The 24,767-nt window shown below is 47.2% G+C and carries 17 protein-coding genes and 1 pseudogene; 4 read left to right on the forward strand and 14 right to left on the reverse strand.

Annotation, left to right across the window (positions count from 1 at the left end):
* Positions 1–16 precede the first annotated feature (16 nt).
* Entirely contained in the window at positions 17–919 is a 903-nt protein-coding gene (locus tag PTW35_RS24430) for a MalM family protein (protein ID WP_281027848.1), read from the reverse strand.
* A gap of 122 nt (positions 920–1,041) precedes the next feature.
* Positions 1,042–2,364 carry a carbohydrate porin gene (locus PTW35_RS24435; protein ID WP_044620746.1) on the reverse strand — a complete coding sequence of 441 codons (1,323 nt, stop codon included), beginning with the start codon at positions 2,362–2,364 and terminating at the stop codon, positions 1,042–1,044.
* Between the two features lie 369 nt (positions 2,365–2,733).
* On the opposite strand from PTW35_RS24435, the gene glgX reads away from it, so the two are divergent.
* Positions 2,734–4,683 (forward strand): glycogen debranching protein GlgX, encoded by a 1,950-nt coding sequence (gene glgX, locus PTW35_RS24440; protein ID WP_281027849.1) that lies wholly within the window; start codon positions 2,734–2,736, stop codon positions 4,681–4,683.
* A 59-nt stretch (positions 4,684–4,742) separates the two neighbouring features.
* Here glgX and PTW35_RS24445 read toward each other — a convergent pair whose 3' ends face one another.
* Together PTW35_RS24445 and PTW35_RS24450 are read right to left on the reverse strand one after the other, a co-directional pair.
* Positions 4,743–5,825, reverse strand: a complete 1,083-nt coding sequence (locus tag PTW35_RS24445; RefSeq protein ID WP_281027850.1) for a tyrosine-protein phosphatase — start codon at positions 5,823–5,825, stop codon at positions 4,743–4,745.
* 125 nt (positions 5,826–5,950) lie between these two features.
* On the reverse strand, positions 5,951–7,594 hold the full coding sequence (locus tag PTW35_RS24450) for an alpha-glucosidase (RefSeq protein ID WP_281029138.1): 1,644 nt from the start codon (positions 7,592–7,594) through the stop codon (positions 5,951–5,953).
* Between the two features lie 260 nt (positions 7,595–7,854).
* Here PTW35_RS24450 and PTW35_RS24455 point away from each other — a divergent pair, with 260 nt between their 5' ends.
* Both PTW35_RS24455 and PTW35_RS24460 read left to right on the forward strand, forming a co-directional pair.
* The gene (locus PTW35_RS24455; RefSeq protein ID WP_281027851.1) at positions 7,855–8,754 is read left to right on the forward strand and encodes a LysR family transcriptional regulator; all 900 of its coding nucleotides are present in this window, start codon (positions 7,855–7,857) and stop codon (positions 8,752–8,754) included.
* Positions 8,755–8,924: 170 nt separating this feature from the next.
* On the forward strand, positions 8,925–10,181 hold the full coding sequence (locus PTW35_RS24460) for a maltoporin (RefSeq protein ID WP_281027852.1): 1,257 nt from the start codon (positions 8,925–8,927) through the stop codon (positions 10,179–10,181).
* Between the two features lie 111 nt (positions 10,182–10,292).
* Here PTW35_RS24460 and PTW35_RS24465 read toward each other — a convergent pair whose 3' ends face one another.
* The 7 genes and pseudogenes from PTW35_RS24465 to PTW35_RS24495 form a co-directional block, all read right to left on the reverse strand.
* On the reverse strand, positions 10,293–11,438 hold the full coding sequence (locus PTW35_RS24465; RefSeq protein ID WP_281027854.1) for a carbohydrate porin: 1,146 nt from the start codon (positions 11,436–11,438) through the stop codon (positions 10,293–10,295).
* Between the two features lie 269 nt (positions 11,439–11,707).
* Positions 11,708–12,721 (reverse strand): LacI family DNA-binding transcriptional regulator, encoded by a 1,014-nt coding sequence (locus tag PTW35_RS24470; protein WP_281027855.1) that lies wholly within the window; start codon positions 12,719–12,721, stop codon positions 11,708–11,710.
* Positions 12,722–12,828: 107 nt separating this feature from the next.
* On the reverse strand, positions 12,829–13,359 hold the full coding sequence (locus PTW35_RS24475; protein ID WP_281027856.1) for an MltR family transcriptional regulator: 531 nt from the start codon (positions 13,357–13,359) through the stop codon (positions 12,829–12,831).
* A 127-nt stretch (positions 13,360–13,486) separates the two neighbouring features.
* Positions 13,487–14,515, reverse strand: a pseudogene (locus tag PTW35_RS24480) (PTS mannitol transporter subunit IICBA); the annotation flags it as partial.
* A gap of 125 nt (positions 14,516–14,640) precedes the next feature.
* Entirely contained in the window at positions 14,641–14,997 is a 357-nt protein-coding gene (locus PTW35_RS24485) for a hypothetical protein (protein ID WP_281027857.1), read from the reverse strand.
* A gap of 61 nt (positions 14,998–15,058) precedes the next feature.
* Positions 15,059–16,204, reverse strand: coding sequence for a mannitol-1-phosphate 5-dehydrogenase (locus tag PTW35_RS24490; protein ID WP_281027858.1), 1,146 nt, complete (start codon positions 16,202–16,204; stop codon positions 15,059–15,061).
* Between the two features lie 95 nt (positions 16,205–16,299).
* Positions 16,300–18,243: a PTS mannitol transporter subunit IICBA gene (locus PTW35_RS24495; protein ID WP_281027859.1), complete on the reverse strand. Its 1,944-nt coding sequence runs from the start codon at positions 18,241–18,243 to the stop codon at positions 16,300–16,302.
* 602 nt (positions 18,244–18,845) lie between these two features.
* Between PTW35_RS24495 and PTW35_RS24500 the strand changes: the two genes are divergently transcribed.
* Positions 18,846–19,535, forward strand: coding sequence for a GntR family transcriptional regulator (locus PTW35_RS24500; RefSeq protein WP_281027860.1), 690 nt, complete (start codon positions 18,846–18,848; stop codon positions 19,533–19,535).
* A gap of 124 nt (positions 19,536–19,659) precedes the next feature.
* On the opposite strand, the gene PTW35_RS24505 is transcribed toward PTW35_RS24500, so the two are convergent.
* From PTW35_RS24505 to PTW35_RS24515, 3 genes are all read right to left on the reverse strand, one after another.
* Positions 19,660–21,117 carry a sucrose-6-phosphate hydrolase gene (locus PTW35_RS24505; RefSeq protein ID WP_281029139.1) on the reverse strand — a complete coding sequence of 486 codons (1,458 nt, stop codon included), beginning with the start codon at positions 21,115–21,117 and terminating at the stop codon, positions 19,660–19,662.
* Positions 21,117–22,604: a PTS transporter subunit EIIC gene (locus tag PTW35_RS24510; RefSeq protein WP_281027861.1), complete on the reverse strand. Its 1,488-nt coding sequence runs from the start codon at positions 22,602–22,604 to the stop codon at positions 21,117–21,119. Before PTW35_RS24510 ends, PTW35_RS24505 begins: the two co-directional genes overlap by 1 nt.
* Before the next feature lie 189 nt (positions 22,605–22,793).
* Complete coding sequence (locus PTW35_RS24515; RefSeq protein WP_281027862.1) at positions 22,794–24,764, reverse strand: MtrB/PioB family decaheme-associated outer membrane protein; 1,971 nt, start codon at positions 24,762–24,764, stop codon at positions 22,794–22,796.
* Positions 24,765–24,767 lie beyond the last annotated feature (3 nt).

Here is a 24,767-nt window from a genome sequence, read left to right on the forward strand (position 1 = left end):
GGTTAAAACTGCACCCTTACTTTTTGATCAACTCCAGGAAGGTTGCTTCAGCCGTACTTGAACCAGCACGCTTGGCCTCTTCCATCAAAGTCAGGGCTTTTTTCATGTCATTGCTTTCTACTGCGGCCTTAATTTGGCTGTTATAGAAAGCCTCGCTTTCCGGTAACATTGCTGCTGTAGATGAGGAAGCTACTGACGACACTGTGGTAGTAGCTGCCACTGGTGCTACTTTAGCTTGTGTCACAGTTGTTGTCGGTTGGGCAACAACTGGTACAGCAGGAGCTTCCGATGCACGATAGGAACGCAAGTTAATTGGTTTTAAATCTAGTTCTAGCGAACCAAATTTCTGGTGCTGGATCACCGGATCCGTTACCATCGGGCGTGCCAAGCCTAGCTCTTCAGCCCGAACCCTTTCCGGATGTGGGATCTGAATTTCACCCTCGCGGTACTCAAGCGGTGAATATACCACCATATAAGGTGCCGTCGTCTGGCTCATTTCAAAGCGCTTCTCATATCGAGACAGACGGAACATATCCGATGACTTGATCTCAAATTCATTCAGTTCAATGGATTCAACCACTTCAAATGTTGGGCTCAGCAGGAGCACTTTGGGGGCAAAGACACCTGTCGAGCGCATCCAGCTCTTTAGGTCAACCCGCATACGCTCAACGTTTTCCGGTAGCACAAAACCAGCAAAGTAACTTTTACCTTCGGCAAAGTTACCAATTTGCGAATACTGATCAACCACAAAATCAATGCTGTCGCCATTCATCGGTATCCATGAAAACTGGCTGAAACCTTCACAGCAAGCCTGCTGTGTCACAGCGACGTCTTTAATGGTTTCTGTTGAAGGGGAAGTCGCACAGCCTACTAGTGATGCCGCTAATAGTGCTGCTAATGTCGTTTTTATAATATTCATCTATATCTCCGATACCCAGATGTTGAGTGGGTATATCTATTTGCTCTTGTCAATTTACTTAAAAAAGCAAAGAGATATACCAGAAAAAGGCAGCCCGGGGGCTGCCTTGATAAAAATGTGATTTAGAACCAGATTTCAGCGTGTACGCCGAAGACGAACTGATCTTTCTCACCAGCTTCAGTGATGCCGATTGCACCAGCTGCTGCTTCATCGTTAGTACCAACCCAAGTAACGTATGGCTTGATTTGTGGACGACCGAAGTAGTCAGCGTTAACAGTGAAAACAGATGCCGCTTCAAGGGTGTAGAAATCAGTTGCCTTGTCTTTACGGCCCCACTGACCACCGTTAACTTCTTCAACAGCGTAAGAACCTGTGAATTCCCAGCGGAAGTTATCGTTCACTTTGTAAGTTGGGCGTGCAGCGAAGATGTAACGAGTTACTTCGTCAGTAGCATTGCCTGTTGCGCCCCAGTCCATGTTCTCTGGCGCCCAGTAGGTGAATTCTGTACCTAGCTGCCAGTTGTTGTTGATGTTTAGTACACCGTAAGAGGTAATGAACAGAGACTTAGAATCTTCTAGCCAATCACCGCTCCAACCACCGAAGTTCACACCACGGTTAGAGCCTAGGCCTTCACCGTATGCGATTGCAGTCTGGCTCCAACCATCGAAGCCGTAGTAGTCACGGTTATAGGTTACCGACACACCGAAACCATCGTCTGCAGAGTCTACGCGAGGTAGTTTTTCATCGGCGCGAGTCATGAACTTAGCATCAAAGTCAAAGCTACCGCCCAGGGCTTTAACACCGTAGTAGTAAAGGTCAAAAGAAGTAACGGTTGTACGCTCGCCATCATTAGGGCGATCTTCAAAGCCCGCTTCAGGGTCAGCAGCAACTACCGCAAAGCCTGTTTTGTGGCCTGAGCTCAAGTTAGTTTCAAAACCTGCACCCATACCTGATGACTGTTTCCAGAACTCACCAGAAAGGATACCAGCAGCACGGTTCAGGAAGCGACGACCAGCCCAAATCTCAGTACCATCACCCAAGTAAGGAAGGTTACCAAGTGCTACATATGCTTCTTTCACTTCTAGTTGAGCAACAGTATTGGTTTTCTCGGCACCTGAAGATGTGTAGTAGAAAGAGTCGCCGTTACCATATTCAGTACGAGTAACGAAATCACTGTAAACGCCGTTTGCAAATTCCGTGTGTTTCTTCAGAACGAACTCAATCTGGTTAGCACTTTTACCAGATGTACCAGCCGTGCGGTAATCAGGCTTGCCCAACTCTGAATCAAATGACTGTAGATCTTCGTTGAAACGGAAGTTCATAGAACCGTAACCATGTACTTCCCAGCCGTCAGTCAAGATGTCAGTGGCAGATTCAGCGGCTACATTGTGTGAAGCTAGCGCGGTAAGTAATGCCGCTGCTACAGGTACTAACTTGTGTTTCATAGGAATGTCCCTTCTTATATTTTATCGTGACTGCTATCTAGCAATCTTTTCGGGACTCATATTCAGCCTTGATACAGTTTTCTACATCCTCCCGACGCCGGGAGGAGGAGGGAGGATGAGAGGGGCGTAGGAAATGGGGTGGAGAGGCGATCCGTGATAAGCCTCACGAAGGATAGGCGTAAAACTGAAAGAAAATTACACCTCAAGCCATAAAAACAAGAAGCCAGTCACTTTTATTCAATAATATTGAAATTATCGGTAACTGAATTTTTTTTAAATTTTTAAGAAAAAAAAACTTCTCTTGACTGATTTAATTTTCCCGCTTAAATAGCACTATAGATGTGTAAAATTAGCAAAGAGATGTACAGGATGTTCGCTAAATTAGCTCAGCCATATCCACTAGGGGCTACATTATGTGATCAGGGTTGTAATTTTTCTATTCATTGCCCAGAAAACAAAGAAATCCAACTGGTTTTATTTGATAGCAACAATAAAAGAACCTTCATTGAATTAGAGAATAAACACTTAGATATACATTACACCTTCGTCAAAGGTATTAATAAGGGGCAGGTATACGGTTACCAAATAAAAGACAAAAACGAATACCGCCTAATATTAGACCCTTATGCCCAAGCCCTAAATAAAGTCCCTTATTATATTGAACCCTTTACTGCCGATAGAAGCTGGCATTTTGCCAAATCGGTAGTGGTAGACCACAGCTTCGACTGGGATGGCACGACTCTGCCACAAGTCCCCCTTGAAGAAACCGTTATTTTCGAAACGCACGTAAAAGGCTTTACCAAACAGCACCCTCAGATCGAAGAAAAGTATCAGGGTACCTACTTAGGCTTGTGCCAGCCAGACATGATCAACTACTTCAAAGAGCAAGGTGTCACCAGCTTACAGCTGCTTCCCGTGACATCCTGCATGTCTGAGCCCCATTTGCTGAAAATGGACAAAGTCAACTACTGGGGCTACAACAGCCTATGCTTTATGGCCCCAGAACCGCGCTATGCCACCGACGATCCGGTCACAGAAATGAAGACCATGGTCCGGGAGCTGCACCGCCATGGCATCGAAGTTATCATGGATATCGTCTTCAACCATACCGCGGAAGGCGGTGAGGGGGGCCCAAAATTCCACTTCAAATGCCTGGATAAGAAATACTACCTACTGGACTCTCACAAGAGTTACAAGAACCATACCGGCTGCGGAAACAGCTTTGATCTCACCTACCAGCCGAGCTTGAATATGGTTCTGGATACCCTGCGCCACTGGGTCACCCATTACCAGATTGACGGCTTCCGGTTTGATTTAGCCGCCACTCTTGGCCGCAATGGTGACCGGTTCAATACCCAGAGCGCCTTCTTTAAGGCAATAGGTCAAGACCCCGTCCTGCAACGGGTGAAGCTCATCGCCGAACCGTGGGATATTGGACCTGACGGCTATCAGCTTGGCTATTTCCCTCGCGGCTGGAATGAATGCAACGACAAGTTCCGCGACACGGTAAAAAGCTACTGGCTGTGCCGCGAAAACAATGTCAAAGAATTTGCTACCCGATTTATGGGCTCGCGTGACCTGTTCAGTGCCGGTAAATGGCCTGATAAGCTACCGGTGAACTTTGTGTCTTACCATGATGGGTTTACGTTGCAGGATCTGGTTTCTTACAACGAGAAGCACAACCACGCCAACGGTGAAAACAACCGTGACGGCCATGGCGACAACCGCTCGAACAACCAAGGCTTTGAAGGGGAAACCACTAACTATGCCGTACTGAGCCGCCGAGAGCGGCAAAAACGCAATTTAATGACTACCCTGCTATTTAGCTTCGGGATCCCTCATATTCTCGCTGTCGATGCCCTGTCCCATACCCAGGGAGGGAATAACAATGCCTATTGCCAGGACAATGAGATCAGCTGGGCGGATTGGACGCCATGCAGGGATAAATCAGAATTCAGCCAATGGCTGGCCATCATGCTTGAACGGCGCAAGACCTATATGTCGCCTTTCATTCGGGCCTTCAGCGGGCCTAACCGAGGCCACCATCGTATCCATTGGAACCGCTCTGACGGCCAGCCGATGAATGCCGAAGACTGGCATGGGCTGGACGCCTTTTCGCTATACCTTGGCTTATTTGATGCAGGAAAAGAGCTGCTGTTCTTAATCAACAGCTCAACGATCCCAACCCGCTACCGCCTGCCTGAAGGCGGCAAGTGGCAGGTGATTTGTGATACTTCCGAAGCAACACTTGGGGCCCGGCAGGTACAAACGACGTACATGCAAGGCGCACAATCGCTGACGATTTTGTACCGGGCTTAATTCCGGTTATCAATCACTCCAGCCCGACCTCACCAACAATGAGTTCGGGCTGAGACATATCAGCACAACAGATTTGCCCTCGCCTGTTCGATACATCTATCCGATATCTTCAGGCGTTTCATGTACATGGTCGTTGCCCCCCCCCCATCAGAAAAACACGCTTCTCCAAGCGCAGCGGTCAAGGCTCTTTCCAGCAGCCTGAAACTACGATACTCACCAATGCCCAGCTGATTTGTCATAAGATAATTGTCAGCGATTTCCTTTTTGGACGCACCCGCCATCAGCTGCAAGAAGGCGCACATCACCCCCGTTCGGTCTGAGCCCAGCCTGCAATGAATTAGATATGGCCCCTGACTACGGGCAAGAGTCTCAATCAGGCACCGGATACCATCTTCAAAGCCGAGCTCGTCATCATTTAATGCCTCATTGCGGTCCGACATGAAATACACGGTCTCGTAAGCAACCGGCACGCTATGGACATGCCCCTGCAACCAGCAGCGTTTGTAGTAGCTATCCCGTGCCGACGGCATGAAATGAGCAAGAGCCTGCTCGCTGTCCGATAAATTAACCACGCTTTCAATTCGGCGTTCTTCGATAAGGGACATCGCAGCGGCTTGACGGAGGGGCTCAATCACTTTTAATTCAGTATGGTTGCTTCTTGACGGCATCACTGGATGGTAGCTGCGATAGAGCCAACCTGGTTTGAGTTGGCCACCGGTTACAGCACGAAAATTGGCTAATTGGGAGCTTGAAGTGAAATGCTCTATTTGGTTTTTTATCAGGAAAGATTGCTCTGATGCCTCAGATATCTCTTGCAACTGACGCTGCGAGGGGGTGTCTAAAAACAATAATTGGTTAAAACCTCCATTACACTGATTATTGAAATAATGCCCCGCTTGAAGGGGGGCTATTTCTATTGGAGACTGAATTTCATCATCCCAAATGACATATTCAATAAAACCTGAATTGCCGATTTTATTTACCTCATCAAGGTTTTTTATCAACCGACAGCCATTTTTTCTATTTTCAAACCGGAAAGCCTCTTCAACCTGCCAATTTGTAAATGTCCCTTTCAAATATAAACTTTCTCGTTTGATGGGAAATACGAACTCAACCTGATTATCTTTGATTTTATAATGCATAAATTTGCAACCACACAAGTACACAGCCTCACCGCTGAATAACTACGCAGAGGCTATAAATAAAAAGGGCTCTATTTCAATCAAGAAATAGAGCCAAGCCTAACAATAATGACAATTAACGTCAGTTAACGACTTTCAGGTAGCAAGACAGCAAAAGACTCATACGGTTTAAGCGATATCGATGCTGGCAGTGCTTGAGGGTATTCATAGTTTGCGATCACACATTCGACCTGCTCTGCTTGCAGATGGTCGGGCAAATCCAAGGTGATCGCATCCGAGGTAAAGTTGTTGAGCACAAACAAGCGCTGTTGAGCATCCGAGCGAACATAGCCAAAGACCTTTTCATGCTCTTCAAACACAGGCTCAAACTCGCCATATACAATGACAGGCATCGACTTACGCAACTCAATCAACTTCTGGTAGTGATAGAACACGGAATTTTGGTCATCCAGTGCTGCACTGACATTCACCTCAGGGTAGTTCGGATTCACCTTGATCCAAGGCGCAACAGACGAGAAGCCACCGTTAGTGCTGTCGTTCCACTGCATCGGTGTACGACCGTTATCGCGGCTGTTCTCATGAACCGCTGCCAACATAGTTTCTGGTGCCACACCATTTTCGGTACGCTCTTTGTAGAAGTTCAGCGTCTCGATATCTCGGTATTCGTCAATACTGTCAAAGGCGACATTGGTCATGCCGATCTCTTCACCTTGGTAAATGTAAGGTGTGCCTTTCATCATATGCAGCGTTGTCGCCAACATTTTGGCCGATTCAACTCGGTACTGGCCATCACAGCCGTATTTCGATACCACGCGAGGTAAATCATGATTATTCCAGAACAAGGAGTTCCAGCCTTCGTCAGCCAGTTCTACTTGCCATTTGGTCAATACCTTCTTGAAGGTTGGGAGATCCAGCGGGATTGGCTGCCACTTATCTCCATGCTTCCAGGTCAGGCTAATGTGCTCGAATTGGAACACCATCGAAAATTCTTCGCGAGCCGGATCGCTGTACAGTTTGGCAATCTCAGGTGTCGCATCCCAAGTTTCACCCACAGTCAGAAGATCTTTATCACCGAATGTGGCGCGGTTCATCTGCTGGATAAGCGGGTGCAGGCGTGGGCCGTTGCCGGTGATTTTCTTGTCGATTTCCTTACCAATAAGGTCGATAACATCTAAACGGAAACCACCGATCCCCTTATCGATCCACCAGTTCATCATCTTATGGACTTCTTCTTGGACCTTCGGGTTTTCCCAATTCAAGTCCGGCTGACGCTTGGAGAAAATATGCAGGAAGTACTCACCGGTCTGCTCATCGAATTCCCAGCCGCTGCCGCCAAATACAGAGCCCATTTCATCCGGTACACCGCCGTCTTCGGCAGGTTGACGCCAAACGTAGTAGTCTCGATAAGGATTGTCTTTCGATTTACGGGCTTCGACAAACCAAGGATGCTCATCGGAAGTATGGTTCACCACCAAATCCATGATAATTCGGATGTCACGCTTTTTAGCTTCCGCGAGCAATTTGTCCATGTCCTCCATGGTGCCAAATTCCGGAGCGATATCCTGATAGTCAGAAATATCATAGCCATTGTCATCCATTGGCGATTTATACACCGGCGACAACCACAGGACATTCACACCCAAGGTTTTCAGGTAATCCAGCTTGCTGATAATTCCCTGAAGATCCCCCATGCCATCATTGTTACTGTCGCAGAAGCTGCGCGGGTAGATCTGGTATACGACGGCATCGTGCCACCATTTAGGCGTCATGTTCATGGCAAACCCTCAATAGACGTGCTCCAAAGGAGCACAATCATCTAAGTTGTATTCTAAGTACGAAATCAAAGTTGCCGATATCTTATGACGATCCCTTTATTATGAAAAATACACCAGCACCCAAGTGATATAGCTTTTTCCTATACCACAGAGAATATTACCGACAGAGATCACAAGTTCGATTCCTTTTTCTTTGTGATCAATTTCAAAAAGTGTGAGACTGCTTGCAAAGATAATTTCACTGGTTTTTATCGATGGACAAGCACTACCGCCAATTTCTCGCCATTGCTGAACTGGGTAACATCAGCTCGGCCGCCCAGCAGCTAAACCTAAGCCAACCTACACTGACCAATAACATGAAAAAGTTAGAGCATAACTTAGGGGTTTCCCTCTTCACGCGCCGTTCCAAGGGGGTCGATCTCACCGAATATGGCAAACTTTTCCAAGAACAGGTTCAAGATCTAAGCCGCCGTCATGACGCTATGCTAGACAAACTTGCCGATCTCAAAGCCCGAAAAACCGAAAAAATCAAAATGGGCACCGGTGATGCCTGGTGGGAAGTCTTTGTTAAAGATGCGCTGCACTCCTATTGCAACCAGCACCCCGGTATTTCAATCCAGCTTGAATTTGGCAATCACCTCAAGCTGATGGACATGCTTATCCATGGCCATATCGACCTCTTTATTGGTCATGAGATTCAAGGCCTGTCTCGCCGCTGCAATGTACAATTTTCACCGATTTTGCAAGATCAAGAAGCGCAGTTCGTCCATCGCTCACACCCCCTTCTTATCAACAGTGATATCAAAAAAGACTATGACATTTACCCTCTGCTGCAAGTCACCCCAGATCAGGACAATTATCAACACCTGATTGAAAACCCGCAGCCCAAACAACAAGAGAAGGAAAGGAAAAAACTCGGTGAGAGAATCAGCTACGAAATCAATTCGCTCAGTGCTAGCCTGGATTTCCTCGCCAACTCTAAAGCCATCATGCCCTATACCAACAATATGGCTGACTACTTTGCTCAATTCGACATTGTGCCCTTGCCAGAGACCCACTCCCCGCAAACCGGCATCGTCGGGATTTACCACCTCAATGAAGCCCTCCCATCTCATATATCTGATATTAAACATATTTTAATAACTTCCCCCTAAAATCCCCCTGTCGCTTGTGTAAAGAGAATGTGAACCGACTCACGCAGTGGGAACATTCCCATTTACGCAACCACCCTTCCCTGCCATCATCTGCCACCACAAATGGGAACATTCCCATTCAAATAAATCTAATACGTATGATCAACACATTTCCATTAAAGGGATGAAAAATGATGAAAATGAACCTTACCGCACTGGCGTTTTCTGTGTCTCTGCTTACCCCAACAGCTTTCGCCGATGACAGCTTTGTCTTCCATGGTTATGCCCGCTCAGGCATCGGTATTAGTGGTGACAATGGCCAAAATGTTGAATTCAACAAACAGCAACTGGGTCGCTTGGGTAACGAGGCGGATACCTTTGCTGAATTTGGTCTTGGCAAAGAAATCTACAACGAAAACGGTGCCCGTTTTTACTTTGATTCTATGCTGGCTGTCGGAAGTGACGGCTCCAACATTTTCGAGTCGCTCAAAGATGACGAGGAAAACGGCTTTATCGATTTCCGTCAGCTGAACGTGCAGGCAACCGGTATTTTGAACTTTGCGCCAGAAGCAACCCTTTGGGCCGGTAAACGCTACTACCAGCGTCATGATATTCATATTACTGATTTCTACTACTGGAATACCTCTGGTGCCGGTGCCGGTATTGAAAATCTGGAGCTGGGTGATGGCCGCTTCTCATTCGCGGTGATCCGCAATGACGACAATATGGTGGAGGACATCGGTAACCGCGGTGAAGGACTGAACGTCAATGTTATCGATATGCGTTATGCCGGCATCGCTCTTTGGAATAATGCCGATTTGGAACTAGGCATCAACTACGCCATTACAAACCCCTCTGATAATGCCTCCCAAGCGGCAAAAGACAGTAAAAACGGTGTGATGGCGACAGCCCAGCTAACCCAAAACCTAAACAGCGGCTTTAACAAAACGGTTATCCAGTATGGTACTGAAGGCTATGCCACAGAATTATCAACATTCGGTGCTGGCACCACCTATCATGCCAACACTGAAAGCGGCGGCAGCGCTTACCGTTTGATCAACTGGGGGGTAGTGAACTTGACCGATAACATCGAGCTAGGTCACCAACTACTGTGGTCATCAACCATCGATGATATCGAAGCCAACCAAAATGACGACCTAACTTACTTTTCTGCGGTGGTTCGTCCCGTCTACAGCTGGGACAAACACCACAAAACCATTTTCGAGGCCGGTTACTTCAACAATCAGGATACCAGCGGCAAAGATCTTTCTGGCCAAAAATTCACTATCGCCCAGGCCTGGAATGCCGGTGAAGACTTCTTTGCCCGCCCTGAAATCCGTCTATACGGGACCTACTTCTCGAACATCGACAGCATTGACGACAACAACATTGTCTCAACGGTGGACTCAGAGTTTAACGTCGGTGTGCAATTTGAGGCTTGGTGGTAATAACCGAAAAAAGCGGGAAGTGAGCCTCACTTCCCGAATCGAAGTGGCAACAGCGACAGCTGTTGCCAAAAGATCGAAATGAACAAGAAATAACGGTTAGTCAGGTATCAATTAGAAGAAGTACTTGAAGCGTACACGAGCACCTTTGTCGTCTAGCTCACTGAACATTGCACCATCATTCAAACGTGTGCCTTCTTCATTCAAGCTGGTGTGGAACGCACCGAGGTAAATGGAGAAGTCTTCCACATCCAATACATTGGCAAACTCATACGATGCGTAGAAAGTGTCAATTTTCACTTTGCCATCATAGAAACCCGATTTCGCATCGAACTCATTCACACCGTATACATAACCAATACCGAAACCCTTCCACAATACGTTAAGGCCTACCGAAGTATCTTTTTCATTAAGCGCATCAAGGTAAGCAACGTTAGCATTTACTGAAAGATCATTAAGTGTATAGTTCGCAGTTAAGCCATAACCGATACGGTCGCTAACATCATTACCTTCGCTATCAATTACCGCGTCTTTAACCAGGTTCGCTTCAATGGCACCGGCGATGCGGAAATCACCCATCTGATAAGCGACAACCGGACGTAATACAATCGCATCTTTGTTCGACTCAACTTCACGACCATGGTATGTCACTTTTTCATCAGAGGTATTTGTGCCAAACAGGTCCGCACGCTCACCGATCACACTTGCAAGCTCAATATAAAGGTTATCGAAGCTCTGGCTGTACATTAACTGACCTGCTGATGTTGCACGGCCACGGGCTTCTTTCATCTGGTAAACATAACCTGCGCCATCACGGTACAGATCATTGGCAGTGTCACCTGAATATTCCAAGAACGTATCCTGACCGACAGGGAACATATCATAGGCTTCGAAACGCCCCATGCGAAGATCCCAGCCCCCCTGTTTACCGAACGAGAAGTAGGCATCATCAAGGTTTACTTCGCCGTTTGAATCCATCAAAGGCTGGGCTTTGATGGCTAGGTAGTGACCACTTTCAGTCTTGCGCTCACCAGCAAATTCAACGAGGACACGACCGGTTTGGTTGTAGTTGGAATCCTTGCCACGGTTTAGCTGATCGGCTTTGTCGTTATCTTGGTAGTTGAAATCAAACTCGACATCACCGCCGATAGAGAAATTGCCTTGCTCATTATCAACGATGCTGATCCCTGCAGTTGCAGTAAAAGACGTTGCTACCGCTAAAGCCGCGAGGGACAGTTTAAATAGACCACTGCGTTTCATAAATATACTCCGGATAATTGTTATATATGCTAATCATTGTGTTCGTGGTGATTATTGCTAAACTGTTTTAGCAGATCGAGAAAAAGATGCTAAAACCGTTTAGCTTTGTGATCGCAATGACATTTTATGCAAAAGTGTGATCCGCCTATATGTCTTCATTTACACATGTTCAGATCGCAAAGTATTCCTATGGGGGAATTATTTAATGGGACGGGTATAGAAAAGGCTGCGAAGCAGCCCTTAATATGAATAGGTTCAAAAGTGTGTAATTAACTACGCCAGCGGATCTTCGCATCCAACGCAAAAGCCGTCGGGCTGACATTCTGGCTGGACATCAATAGCTGGATCAACTGAAAGCTTCGTTTCGCTAATTCTTCACTATTCTGGGCAATTGAATCGATGTTCAGTGGAAGGCAATCCAGAAGATCGTGGTTATCGAAGGTCACCAGTCGCATCTCTTTGTTTAACAATGCGTTTAATAGGTTATGTTCATTCAGGTAGCGAAGCACCCCCTCAAGAAGGGTGTAGGAGGCAGTAAACAGTGCCTGAGGCAGACGGCCAAGCTCTTTGTGGAGTTGCTCCATCAACATATAGCCTGACTCGGTTTGATAGTCGCGATGGCGAATCCAACTTTCATCCAGATCCAAACCCGCCCTATTCAACCCCAATTTGAAGCCTGCTATACGGTGGCGGCTGGGTGATAATTCTAATTGACCACCAAAATAGTAAAACTCTTCGACCGACTCAGCCGTTTTACAGATCAATTCGGCAGTCACTTTTGCAGCGTCGGTGATCACCATAGGCAGGGATGACTGTCCAATATGGCGATCGAGTTGCAATACAGGGATCTGTTTGGTCAGGTTTTGGTAGTACTCATCATCGGTCTTGCTCGATGCAACGATCAACCCGTCAACCTGACGCTTGACCAACCCTTCTACAACTTGCTGTTCGATATCGGGATTATCCTCGGAGCAGGCAATAAATAGCTGCAACCCCGCTTCACGGCATAACCGTTCCAGCTCTCGAGAAATTGAGGCAAAGCCAAAGTTGGTGAGATCCGGTATTACCAAGCCAATCGCATCGGAACGTTTAGCTTGCAGAGATTTAGCGTGAACATTCGGCGAGTAATTTTGCTCTTTTGCCACCGCCAAGACCCGTTCGCGAGTCTCATCTTTGATCCGAAAAGTCGATGCCCTGCCATTAAGCACCATACTTGCAGTTGTTTTGGAGACCCCTGCCAGTTTGGCAATATCGGCTATCGTTACACGTTTTCTTTTATCCACTACTAACCCGTTTTAGCTTCATCTTGGATCTCATTATCTGCACAGAGTGTAAAAATGAAAAGTAAAACAGGCTAAAAGTTAGGGTTAACGTCAGGAAAACAGAACAATTAGAAAGGGCTCTCTTTATCTAGCTCGCCGCATATACCAGATACAGCCAATGCCATAGCGGATTTGATCACTTGCTCCTGCCTGGCAAGCTGCATCTGATAGAAAGTAATGTCAGTCTCATCATCGGGCGGGGCAACATCCAGCAACACCACCCCCATTTTCTGTACCATGTGTAATTGTTTAACCGGCTCTAGTATCGCAGGCTCAGTAAAGCTGTACTCTTTACCCTCTTTATTCAAAAAGTCACGTAGTCTGATAATCGCTTCGATGTCGTGGTACACATCATCGTCGACCACGCCCAAGCCAAATAGCAACTTTAAGCGTACCGAAAGCTCGCCGAGCGGGCCCGATTGGCTCAATAACGGCTCGACAACTGACTTCACCGCAAAATCATCTTTGCGGAAAATACGCTGGATCAAACTTTCAACCGCCTCATCAAACACCTCTACAGAGGTGATAAAAAAACCACGTACGGTCGGGGCATCATTTAGACGCTCTAAAATGTCAGATTCTTGGTCACTATGTGCCATAAGTTAAGTATCTCTGTAACAAAAGGATAGCAATAGCCTCCTTAACCTGTTGTTATAAAAGTAATTGTACCATCTCGATAGACACTATTTCACTTTAAGATGCCTATTCTGGCGTTTTTTTGCTTCTCTCTTCCGCATTCGATTCTGTTTTCAACAACACCCCAGCAACAACGAAAGAAACCACCGTCGCCGAAACAATGGATAGTACGACACCTAGCAATGAGGCTTTTGGCGTTAACAATAGAATCGCAAAAATCGAGCCAGGTGAAGCTGGGGAGACCATGCCGGCTTCGAAAAATGACAATACGAACACCCCAGCCATTCCGCCAGCAATCGCCGCGATAATGAGGCGAGGCTTCATCAAAATGTACGGGAAGTAGATTTCATGGATCCCACCTAGAAAGTGGATAATAGTGGCTCCCCCGGCGGTCTGCTTCGCCATTCCCTTGCCAAACACCATATACGCAAGCAATATCCCCAGCCCCGGGCCCGGATTGGCCTCTATCAGGAAAAAAATCGACTCCCCGGCTTCGCGAACCTGCTGCACCCCAAGCGGCGAGAAGATCCCGTGGTTAATCGCGTTATTCAAAAATAGGACTTTGGCCGGCTCAACAAAAATAGACGTCAACGGTAACAAGCCAGCACTAATCATGGCATTCACACCAGCGGCCAAAGCAACTGAAATGATTTTGACCGCCGGGCCAATCATGAAAAAAGCAACAATGGCGCAAATCATGCCAACGATACCGGACGAAAAGTTATTCACCAACATTTCAAAGCCGCTTTTAACTTTACCTTCGACAGCCTGATCGAACTTCTTGATGATCCAACCGCCCATAGGTCCGAGGATCATTGCCCCCATGAACATTGGAATATCGGTACCGACAATAGCTCCCATGGTCGTCACGGCCCCTACCACGGCACCGCGCTCGCCACCCACCAATTTCCCCCCGGAGTAACCAATCAACAGCGGTAGCAAATAGATGATCATGGGTTCGACAAGCTGGGCTATCGTTTCGTTCGGCCACCAACCGGTCGGGATAAACAGGGCGGTAAGAAAGCCCCAGGCGATAAATGCACCGATATTTGGCAATACCATATTGGTAAGAAAGCGGCCGAAGCTGTGAATTTTAATTTTCGTTGTTGGTGAAAGCATAAGTCATCCCATCATTGTCTTTCTTTGACCACTATACCCAACTCGAACATTGTTTACAGCCAAGTTACTTCAAGTAAGCTTAGGTATTTCATGTGTTTTTAAACACATAAATAACCAAAATCCAGTTAGCAAAAAACGAAACCAGCATATGAAAGCGCCCTATCCCGTCTTGGTAAAGCCAGGCATTCCCGAATAAACCGCTTACCCCGCACAGATAAATACAAAGAAAGGTCTCTTTCAAGCAATTGCATGGTTTCAAAATCTAGCCCAAGCTCATTGCATGAAACCTTTAATACGCTATTTTTCTCAAGTGTTTCATCACTCCAGCGTACCGTGTAAATGTAGCCTGCATCTGGTATGAAACGACAGTTTTCGACAGTACCAACCCATCCGCAAATTTCCTGCCCGAAGTCAGGGTCAATCATCCCGAGATTGACGATAACCATATCGCCAACACTGTATTTACTCCTCGTATGTTTCATGACTTATCCCTAGTGCCAATAAGAAAAGGAGGCGCATTGCACCTCCTTTATTTTGTATTCATTACAGAGACTGAAAAAGTGCCTCAATCTGTTTGGCTTCTTCACCTTCAGCGTCAAGGCCGGTGTATTTCGCCAGTGTCGGGCGCAAACCGATATCTTTGAGCGATGCTTGCAGCTCGATTGCCTGTGGATCCGTGTCGTTGGTGTATTTGAATGCTGCAGCAATCCCTTTTAGCAAAGTGCTATTTTCAACACCGTACTCCATTGTGCCCAGCAACGGCTTGATCAGACGATCATTCGCACCCAGTTTACGGATTGGCTGGCGGCCAACACGATCGATTTCATCACGCAAATATGGGTTGGCAAAGCGGCTAAGGATCTTATCAATGTAGGCATTGTGCATATCACGATCAAACCCGTAGCGGCGGATCAGCACTTCACCGCTTTCTTGCATGGCAGCTTTTACTTGGTCATAAATTTCTTGGTCTTCAATCGCATCACGAACCGTCTCGTGACCTTTCAAGGCACCAAGGTAAGCGGTAACGATATGGCCGGTATTCAGGGTAAACAGCTTACGCTCTACAAAGGCCATCAGGTTATCAGTCGTTTCCATGCCTTCGATGGCTGGGATATCACCTTTGAATTGCTGTTTGTCGACAATCCACTCGCTAAAGCTTTCTACTGTTACTTCCAATGGGTCATCATTGGCCGCTTCTGATGGCGGAACGATGCGGTCAACCGCTGAATCGACAAAGCCCACCAGTTCATCAGCCTGACCGTGGTAAATGCTATTGAGGTGCTTGTAAACCTCTTGTTTAAGGTGAGTCGTACCGCGCACCATATTTTCACAGGCGATGATGTTTAGCGGATTATTGTTACCAGACTCGAAACGGTGCGTCAGACCGGTCGCAATGGTTTTGGCAATAATGTCCAGCACGTTAGGACCTACCGCGGTGGTTACCATGTCGGTGTGGATGATCTGGTCAATCACATCTTGGCTGGCTGAGTTAACCGCCGTGACATGGGTAACCGTATCGATTTTACACTCGCTACCCACCACTTTTACCTTGTATGACTGGTCATGGCTAAGTTGGTCAACCAACGGCTCATCAACGTCGGCAAAAGTCACGGCTACATTCGCGTCTGCCAGCAATTTACCAATAAAACCACGACCGATGTTACCTGCACCAAAATGTACTGCTTTCATAATAATTCCTACCTAAAAACTTATTCTCTAATAAAGCGCTAGAGGGTTGAGGCAGGAGGGGGAACACCGGCCTCGTTGTGACTCAATGATGGGGGTTAAGCGGCCTTCTCGCCGGCTAGGATTTCTAGCACTTCGTTGACATCACTGGTCGTGGTCAAGCGCTCAATCGCCTCTGGATCATCGAGTGCATTGGTGATGGTAGTAATTACCTGAATGTGTTCATCGTTCTTGGCTGCGATACCGATGACCAGTTTCGCCACATCGTCCTCGTCTTCAGTAAACTGCACACCGTCTTGGTATTGGCAGATAATAATGCCGGTTTTCATTACCTTGTCTTTGGCTTCCACCGTACCGTGCGGTACCGCGATAGATTCGCCAAGGTACGTCGGAACCAGTTTTTCACGCTCGAACATGGCATCAACATATTCGTCTTGTGCATAGCCCAGTTTGACTAGCTGTTCTCCGGCATAACGAATAGCGTCTTCTTTGCTGTTCGCCTTGAGGCCAAGGTGGATATTCTCAGCTTGGATCTGGAACACCTGCATTGGCTGCTCCTCATAGCTGTCGTCGTTGGCTGCCACCGGAGAGACTTTTACCATCTCACCATCGTTAGCAGCTGCTGGGCTGCTGGCAGCAACAATGCTTGTTACTAGATCGTTGTACACCTGGCTATCAAGGAAGTTTGTTAGCGAGAGGTGCTGGGCATTGGCAGCATGCTTACGGGCACGCTCAGTCAAATCTTTATGAGTAATCACGATATCCACCTCTTGCGGCAAGCTATTGATAGCACAGTTGGTTACACTGATATTAAGGCCAGCTTCCTGAACTTTTTTACGTAGTAGGCTGGCACCCATCGCACTGGAGCCCATACCGGCATCACAAGCGACGATAATATTGCGCACGTTGGCTAGATTGAATTCTGATTGGGCAAGTACGGTTGCTGGAGAGCCTTTAGACGAGGCTTTCATGCCTTTCATCTTGCTAGTTGCCTCAGCGAGATCGTCACCCTCTTCGTCTGTCACTTTCTGCGTTTTCATCAGCAGTGCAGCAACACAGAAAGACACGGATGTTGCAGCGATAACTGAAAGGATTACCCCGACAAATGACGCTTTAGGAGTCATCAGCAAGATTGCGAAGATAGAGCCCGGTGATGCTGGAGACACAATACCTGCATCGAATACTGTCAGGGTGAAGACACCCGCCATACCACCTGCGATAACCGCCAGGATAAGACGTGGGTTCATCAGGATGTATGGGAAGTAAATCTCGTGGATACCACCGAAGAAGTGGATGATTGATGCACCGCCCGCCGTTTGTTTCGCCGTACCGCGACCGAACACCATGTATGCCAAAAGAATGCCTAATCCTGGACCTGGGTTTGCTTCGATCAGGAAGAAGATTGACTGACCCATTTCATTGGCCTGCTGGATGCCCAGCGGCGAGAAGATACCGTGGTTAATGGCATTGTTGAGGAACAGGATCTTCGCTGGCTCGACAAAAATTGAGGTCAGAGGAAGCAGGCCTGCACTCACCAGCATGTTTACCCCACCAGCCAATGCTGATGACAGTACCTTCACGAATGGACCAATCATGTAGAAGGCAAGAATGGCACATAGCATACCAAGGATACCGGCAGAGAAGTTGTTCACCAACATCTCGAAACCGCTCTTCACTTTGCCGTCAACCCAGCGGTCGAAGCGCTTGATTGCCCAGCCGCCCAGTGGTCCCACCATCATCGCACCCATGAACATCGGGATATCGGTACCGACAATCACACCGATGGTTGTAATGGCACCCACTACGGCACCGCGTTCACCACCGACCAATTTACCACCGGTATAACCAATGAGTAGCGGCAGCAAGTAAGTGATCATAGGACCGACCAACTTAGCTAGTTCTTCGTTCGGAAACCAACCTGTTGGAATGAAAAGTGCTGTGATGAAGCCCCACGCAATGAATGCGCCAATGTTAGGCATCACCATGTTAGATAAGAAACGACCAAAATTTTGTATCTTGATCTTTGCATCTGGTGATATCATATCGATTCCCCGTCTGATGTTCAGTTATAGATTTTGTGTTAGGTACGGTTCGCCAAAACCGTCCAATTGCTTAGTACCCAATTAATCTAACACAGAATTTTTAAACCGATCTGATGACGGGTTTTTTGTGAGCCACATCCCCAAAGCAGCCCTCCATACAACTTTCTCCGTGATCTAAATTGCAAATCTGTAATGAAACTTTGCTACAAATCTCTAATTCCAATTTTGTCAATTACTATATAACGATCGATATCACAATTTAATGACGAACAACTATTGATCACTTAGTGATAAATGTCACACATTATGCATTTTCACACTATCAGCTAAAACCAATAAGAGATTTAGATCACACTTTATAGGCGAACAACAAGACACCTCAGCTTGCGATGCATGCCACCCTTACATTTTGTAACTCACTTTCAGTCATCAAAAAGCATAATCGATAGTTTGCTTGTCAACATAAACCCCTCTTTTGTTGCTAACCCCAAAGTAACATTTGAGTTAGCTGCCATCCCCTTATCAGTCAGGTATAATTTGACTCTTCACCAGGAGGGATGATGACGAATTACATTGCGCAGAAGCAATCACTGCCGCTCTATGTGCAAATTGCAGATTTTATTAAACAAGAAATTGAACGCGGTAACTTCAAGCCGGGTTCGATATTGCCTTCAGAAAAGCAACTGGTGGAAGATTTCAACGTCAGCCGCGTAACTGTCCGTAAAGCGATTCAGATACTGAATGATGAGGGGTTGACATACAGCGAAAAAGGTAAAGGAACTTTTATTGCCCAGCAGAAATTGAAGCACAGCTTTGTCAATGTCGTGGGCTTAACTGAAGAGAGCCAAATAGGTGGTCAAAAAGTCAGTAATAAAGTGATTGATTTCGCAGTTATTGAGGCGCCACCTGCGGTTGCTCAGAAGCTACAAATAGCCGAGAACTCACCCGTCTATTGCTGCTCACGTCAAAGACTGTTAGATAATCGCGTTGCTTCATTCGAAACCTTTTATATTCCGGTCAGCTATCTACCAGAGATGACTGAAAAAGATATGGCTGGCTCGAAGTTCGCTTACCTAGATGCCAAAGGTTATAGCATTGGCCAAATCACCCAGAAGCTAAAGCCAGCTTTACCGGAAAAACGTATTCAAGGATATTTCGACATTGACCCTTTGACACCTATCTTGATCAACGAATCGCTTTCATACCTCAAAGACGGCCAGATCTTTGAGCTTTCAACGGTTTATTTCAAAACTAGCGAGTACGACTTTGAGCTTGTTGCTTATAACGAGTAATTTCGATAACCAATAGACAGGCCAATGAATAAAGGAAAGGCGCCCCGAAAGATGGAAGGGGCGCCCAAAACGTTACCCCCAACACGGATAACGTTTTATTAGGATAGAAAGACTCGGAAAAGTCTTAGTATAGAGAAATAGCAGACATTTCAGATACTTTTACTTCAGCTGCACCGTCGAAGGCTATGTTATGGCTCCGGTTCGGGATAAAGAACCGTGATGTCATCACTTCTTCCCCACCATTGATGAAAATCTCAATCACTGAGTTATCGATGAAGATTTCTAGCTGCTGCAAACTGCTCAACGTCACTCTCCGCCCAGAACCAAAACGCTTCATATCATCGGTTTCGACTGTCTGGCTGCGGTCAAGCAACAAGCTTCCGTCTTGATAAGTCAGCATGAGTTTGTGTTCAACGCCTTCAAAAAGGGTAAAGCTAAATGTCTGGTCATCGATATCATCGACAATAATGTGAGATTGACTGAGATTACCGTCAATGTCATAGCAACCTGGCCGCTCCAATGTCACCAAAGGCTGTTTGAGTTGTTCAAACTCCGCCAATGGGCGCTGTACCAATTTGCTTCCGACCATTACCAACTCACGCGGCATGGAAAGCATGAACTTCCAACCCAGTAGCTCCGTCGGAGTGCTCAATGAGCCATTACCGCACCAAGCGAGCATAATATTTCGCTCGCTATCAGTGAAAGTCTGAGGCGCATAGAAATCGAATCCTTTATCGAGTTCAATCACCTGCTCGGCATGCATTTCACCTTTCTGGTACTGGCCAATCAACAACTGAGAACTGAAGATATTGTTGTAACGCTCTGCCTGCGGCTTCAAGCCCATTGGTGAGAGGATAAACAAATCTTTGCCGTTGGAATGGCTGATATCCGGGCACTCATGCATGTATACAGCGGCTTGCAGTGAAAGATCCGACACTCCGCCATAACTGACTTCACCCACCAGTTCAGCTTGAGTCAGCGATGTCATCTTATACAGTAGTGTCGCACCGGTTTCATCTTCACGCTGGGCGCCCACCACGAACATCAGTTCACCCTCATCATTGATAAATGGGCTTGGATCGCGGAAGTTACCGGTATACCCAGCAGGGGCTTCAGGCACAATATTCCATCTATCAAGTAGCTTCCCATCGGTTGAGTACTTGGCGACATTCTGGTTCTGTGAGAATGTCTCACCATCCTCATTCATCACATTGCCACTGTAGAAGCAGTAGATATAGCCATCGATACAAATTGCGCCGCCAGAATAGATACCATGCGTTTCAAACTCAGTTTCTGGCGCCAGTACATCCCCTTCCTCAAAATGGATAAAGTCTCTGGTGATCAGATACTTCCAGTGCTTCATGCCATGGAAGGGACCAAATGGAAACCACTGGTAAAACAGGTGGTACTTTTCGCCATCAAAGACCATGCCATTTGGGTCATTCAAGTGACCCGTTTTAGGTGCAATGTGGTAAGCAGGAAGATAATCCGTATCCTGCGCCAGCATTTGTTGGCGAAGGCTTTCTAGTTCTCCGGGTTTGGCTGTCCCTAACGCTCGAAATCGATTCGACTTATCAATCATCACGCTGTTTCCACATTACTGTCTGTTACCGGCTTCTTTGTTGAAGGCTTATGTCTAAGAGATTTGCTTTCAACATCCGCAGGGTAATCTTCCAGCATTTTCTTCGGAATTCCCCACAAGCAAACGGCAATGAAGGCAACCACAGAAGTAATGATCATCAGCGCTGCATAAGATACGAATTGGTGCATTTCATAGGTGTAGAACAAGATGCCCGGCAGCATACTGATACCGTTACCCTGTGCAGCCAATTCCAGAAGTGCCGCAGCCATACCACCGAAACCACCGACTATCGAAGCCACTACGAAAGGACGAATACCGAAGCGAAGGTTCATACCGAAAATAGCCGGTTCTGTAATACCCAAATAAACCGTGGCACCCGCAGGAATACCCGCCGCACGGAGTTTTTTGTTGCGTGAACGATAAGCTAGAGCTAGAGCCGCCGCACCTTGCGCCGCCATTGAAGGCATACCGAGCGCAATAATTGGGTTCATTCCGGTCTGGCTAACCAGCATGACTTCAAACATGGTAATGATGTGGTGCATACCCGTGACCACAATCGCTTGCAGGAACAAGCCGTAAATAAAGCCACCAATGCCAAATGGAATATCAGCAAGTCCCGTCAATACAAAACCAATGCCCTGCTCCACGACCTGAAGTGCAGGACCGAGTACACTCAATGCCAGGAACAGAGTGATAGACACTGATAAGATAGGAACAAGGATCAGTTGTAAAACATCCGGAACTACCTTGTTCAGGCGCTTCTCAATTTTCGCCCCCATCAAACCAACAACCAGCGATGGCAGCACAGAGCCTTGATATCCCTGCCACGCAATAACATCAAATAGCAAGATGGCACTAACATCTGGATTTAGAGCTACTTCCCAAGCATTCGGGAAAGCCGGAGAAATCAACATCAAGCCCAGCAGGATACCCAAAGATGGCGAACCGCCAGCAACTCGGTATGCCGACCAACAGACCAAAGCCGGTAAGAACACAAAGGCGGTTTCAGTCACTGCTGCCAAAAATGCGGTCAGAGGCTGAGGTACGCTCTCTGGCGTCAAGCCCATCATTGCCAAAATGGCAGGGTTAAGCAGCACTGACTTCAAACCAAGACCAACACCGGTAGCGATGATGGCAGGTAAAAGTGGAACAAAAACGTCGGAGAAAAAACGCATCGCACGCTTGTGTGCCGGCTCTCGCTGAATCGCTTCCTGTTTGACTTCGCTAGCCGTTTTTGCTGCAAGACCTTTGTCGGCCAACTGGTCATAGACTTTATTGACGATACCCGTGCCGAAAATGACCTGATACTGACCCGATGTGAAGAACTGCCCCTTCACCAAATCAATATCAGAAATTTTCTTGTCATCGATAAGATCTTTATTTTTAACGATGATCCGTAGTCGTGTCGCACAATGGGCAATCGACTCGATGTTGTCTTCGCCGATCACCTGAATAAGCTGATCAGCAATCTTGCTGTAGTTTGCCATAATCAATCCCAACCTGTATTAAACATGTATACAATAATACAGGTATAATACATGGTGAATTCATTTCGTATATTTAGTCTATGTAACGTGCTGCAACTCACACCTTTTTCCCTCTCCCATCCCTATCAACGTTTTTTAAGCAAAAAAAAGACCGGCCTTGGCCGGTCTTTTATCATGCTTGAACGCCTATCAGTATCGGTATTCCCAGGTCACAAAACCAAAGTAGCCGTCGTATTTCTGATTGACATCCCCCATATTGGCCGTTTCGCCATTAAACAGGTAGTCGTCCTCAGAGAAGTTCTCGTATCGCATATCAACGCGAATAGTCTGGTTCTCATTTAGACGATAGTCGCCTTTCAGCTCAACACGGTGTCCTTTAGAACTGTTGTTCGGGTAACGGTAACCAGAACCTGTGGTATCCGTTCGTCCCCGACCGTAGTGGTAACTGTAGTCCAGCGCGATATCCAACTTCTTGGAGAACAGGTTATCACGACTCAAACCAATACCGACCGTTGTAATGTCATCCTCAATCGAGGTCGAGTATCGACCCCAGTCAGGCTCATTACTATTGGCGTGCTGCTGCTCGGAACGAATAGACTGCTGGTTATAATAGGCATAGCCCGTGGTATCGTTTTCTAGATAGACATTGATACCCAAATCATACCCGTAGTCCTGCCCCTCACTCATACCAACATCCGGGGTCGGGTATTGCTCGTCGGCATACCAGGCCTCAGCTGTTAGCTGAACGTTTTCGCTAACGTCATAATTGGCATCACCGCGAAGTTCGATGCGATCGCGATCCGCCAGATAGTATTGGCGCAGATTCACATCTGTACTGCTCGAGTTGTGCCAATCAGAGCCGTCCCGTGTCTGGTAGGACAGCTTAGCACCGGCACTCCAGTCGGCGTCAGGGCGATAGCGAGCGCTCAGGTACACCGTATGGTCTTCGGTTCTCTCACGATCGGCATATTCGCGCTTATCATACCGGTAGTCGTAACCAGCACTCATGCGCAACGAGCGGCTGAAGCGATGATCAACAGCAGTGCCCAGGCGGCTTTGGGTACGGTCATACTCGGTCCGGGTCACCCCCACCAACGCATCAAGATCAGAGCGATCATCGCGATCACGATAATCTGCCGTCACTTTCAGGCTGGTTTTGCGGGTCAACCGGTTGAGGTAGTTAGCATCCACCTGCCACGTATTCACATGACCCTTGAAGTTGCTCTTCCTGTTATGAGCATCCGGGAAGGCATCCAGACCACCATCAGAGGTGGCCTGAGACCACATGATACGGCTGTTAAGGCTCTGCCTGTCCCAGCGGTAGTTGCCTGACAATGCCAGCTGATGAAACTCATTATCCGGCTCCAGCGAGAACTGGTTCACGTAGGGATCGCTACTCGGCCCGTAATACAGTGCCGTATAGTCATTCCTGAAGATCGAGGTACGGTAGGCGAAATCCACCATCCAGCGCTCTTCCAAATAGCTCAGTCCAGCACTTGCATTCAACGTCTCATGCTCAATCGGCTTTTGCATATAACCCGGCACACTACCCACACCTGGGACCGTAGAGGTATAGAAGGATTTCGTCCCTTCTTTCTTCTCAAAGGTCATATCGGCATAGGGGCGCCAAGGCGTATGCGGTGTATATTTCACACCCAAATCGAGTTTCTTGCGCGTCACTGACTTATCGAATGCTTTCAAGTCACCCGATGTCTGAACATTGCTGCTACCGCTGTAGGCACTCAGGCTTGAGTTGTTCCAGTAGTACGGCGTTTCACTGTAACTACCCCGTACCCTTAGCCCGTCGTAATGGCCGATCTCGCCCTTCAAGAGAAAGCGGTCAAAGCCCAAGTCCTCAACCTTTACCTTCTGGTAGAAGCCATCATCATCATGCCGCTCAAGATCAGCATTGAAACTGCCGACCATGCCTTCACCGGTATTTGCCGGCACCCAGTTGTTAAACCGGGTTGAACCGCCATTGTCGCTATAACCAGCGCCAAAGCCGACGGTTCCAGTCCACTCGCCATCACTACTGCAATCACTGCAACGCCAACGGCTGGTATCAGCCTCGCCGGCATTCTGCAGAGCATAGTCTCCCTGCGCCAGCGCAGGGAAAGCCAATGCTGCAGTTATTGATAACCATAATGGAGATAATTTCATGAC

It is taken from the genome of Photobacterium sp. DA100, from assembly GCF_029223585.1.
GTDB lineage: Bacteria > Pseudomonadota > Gammaproteobacteria > Enterobacterales > Vibrionaceae > Photobacterium.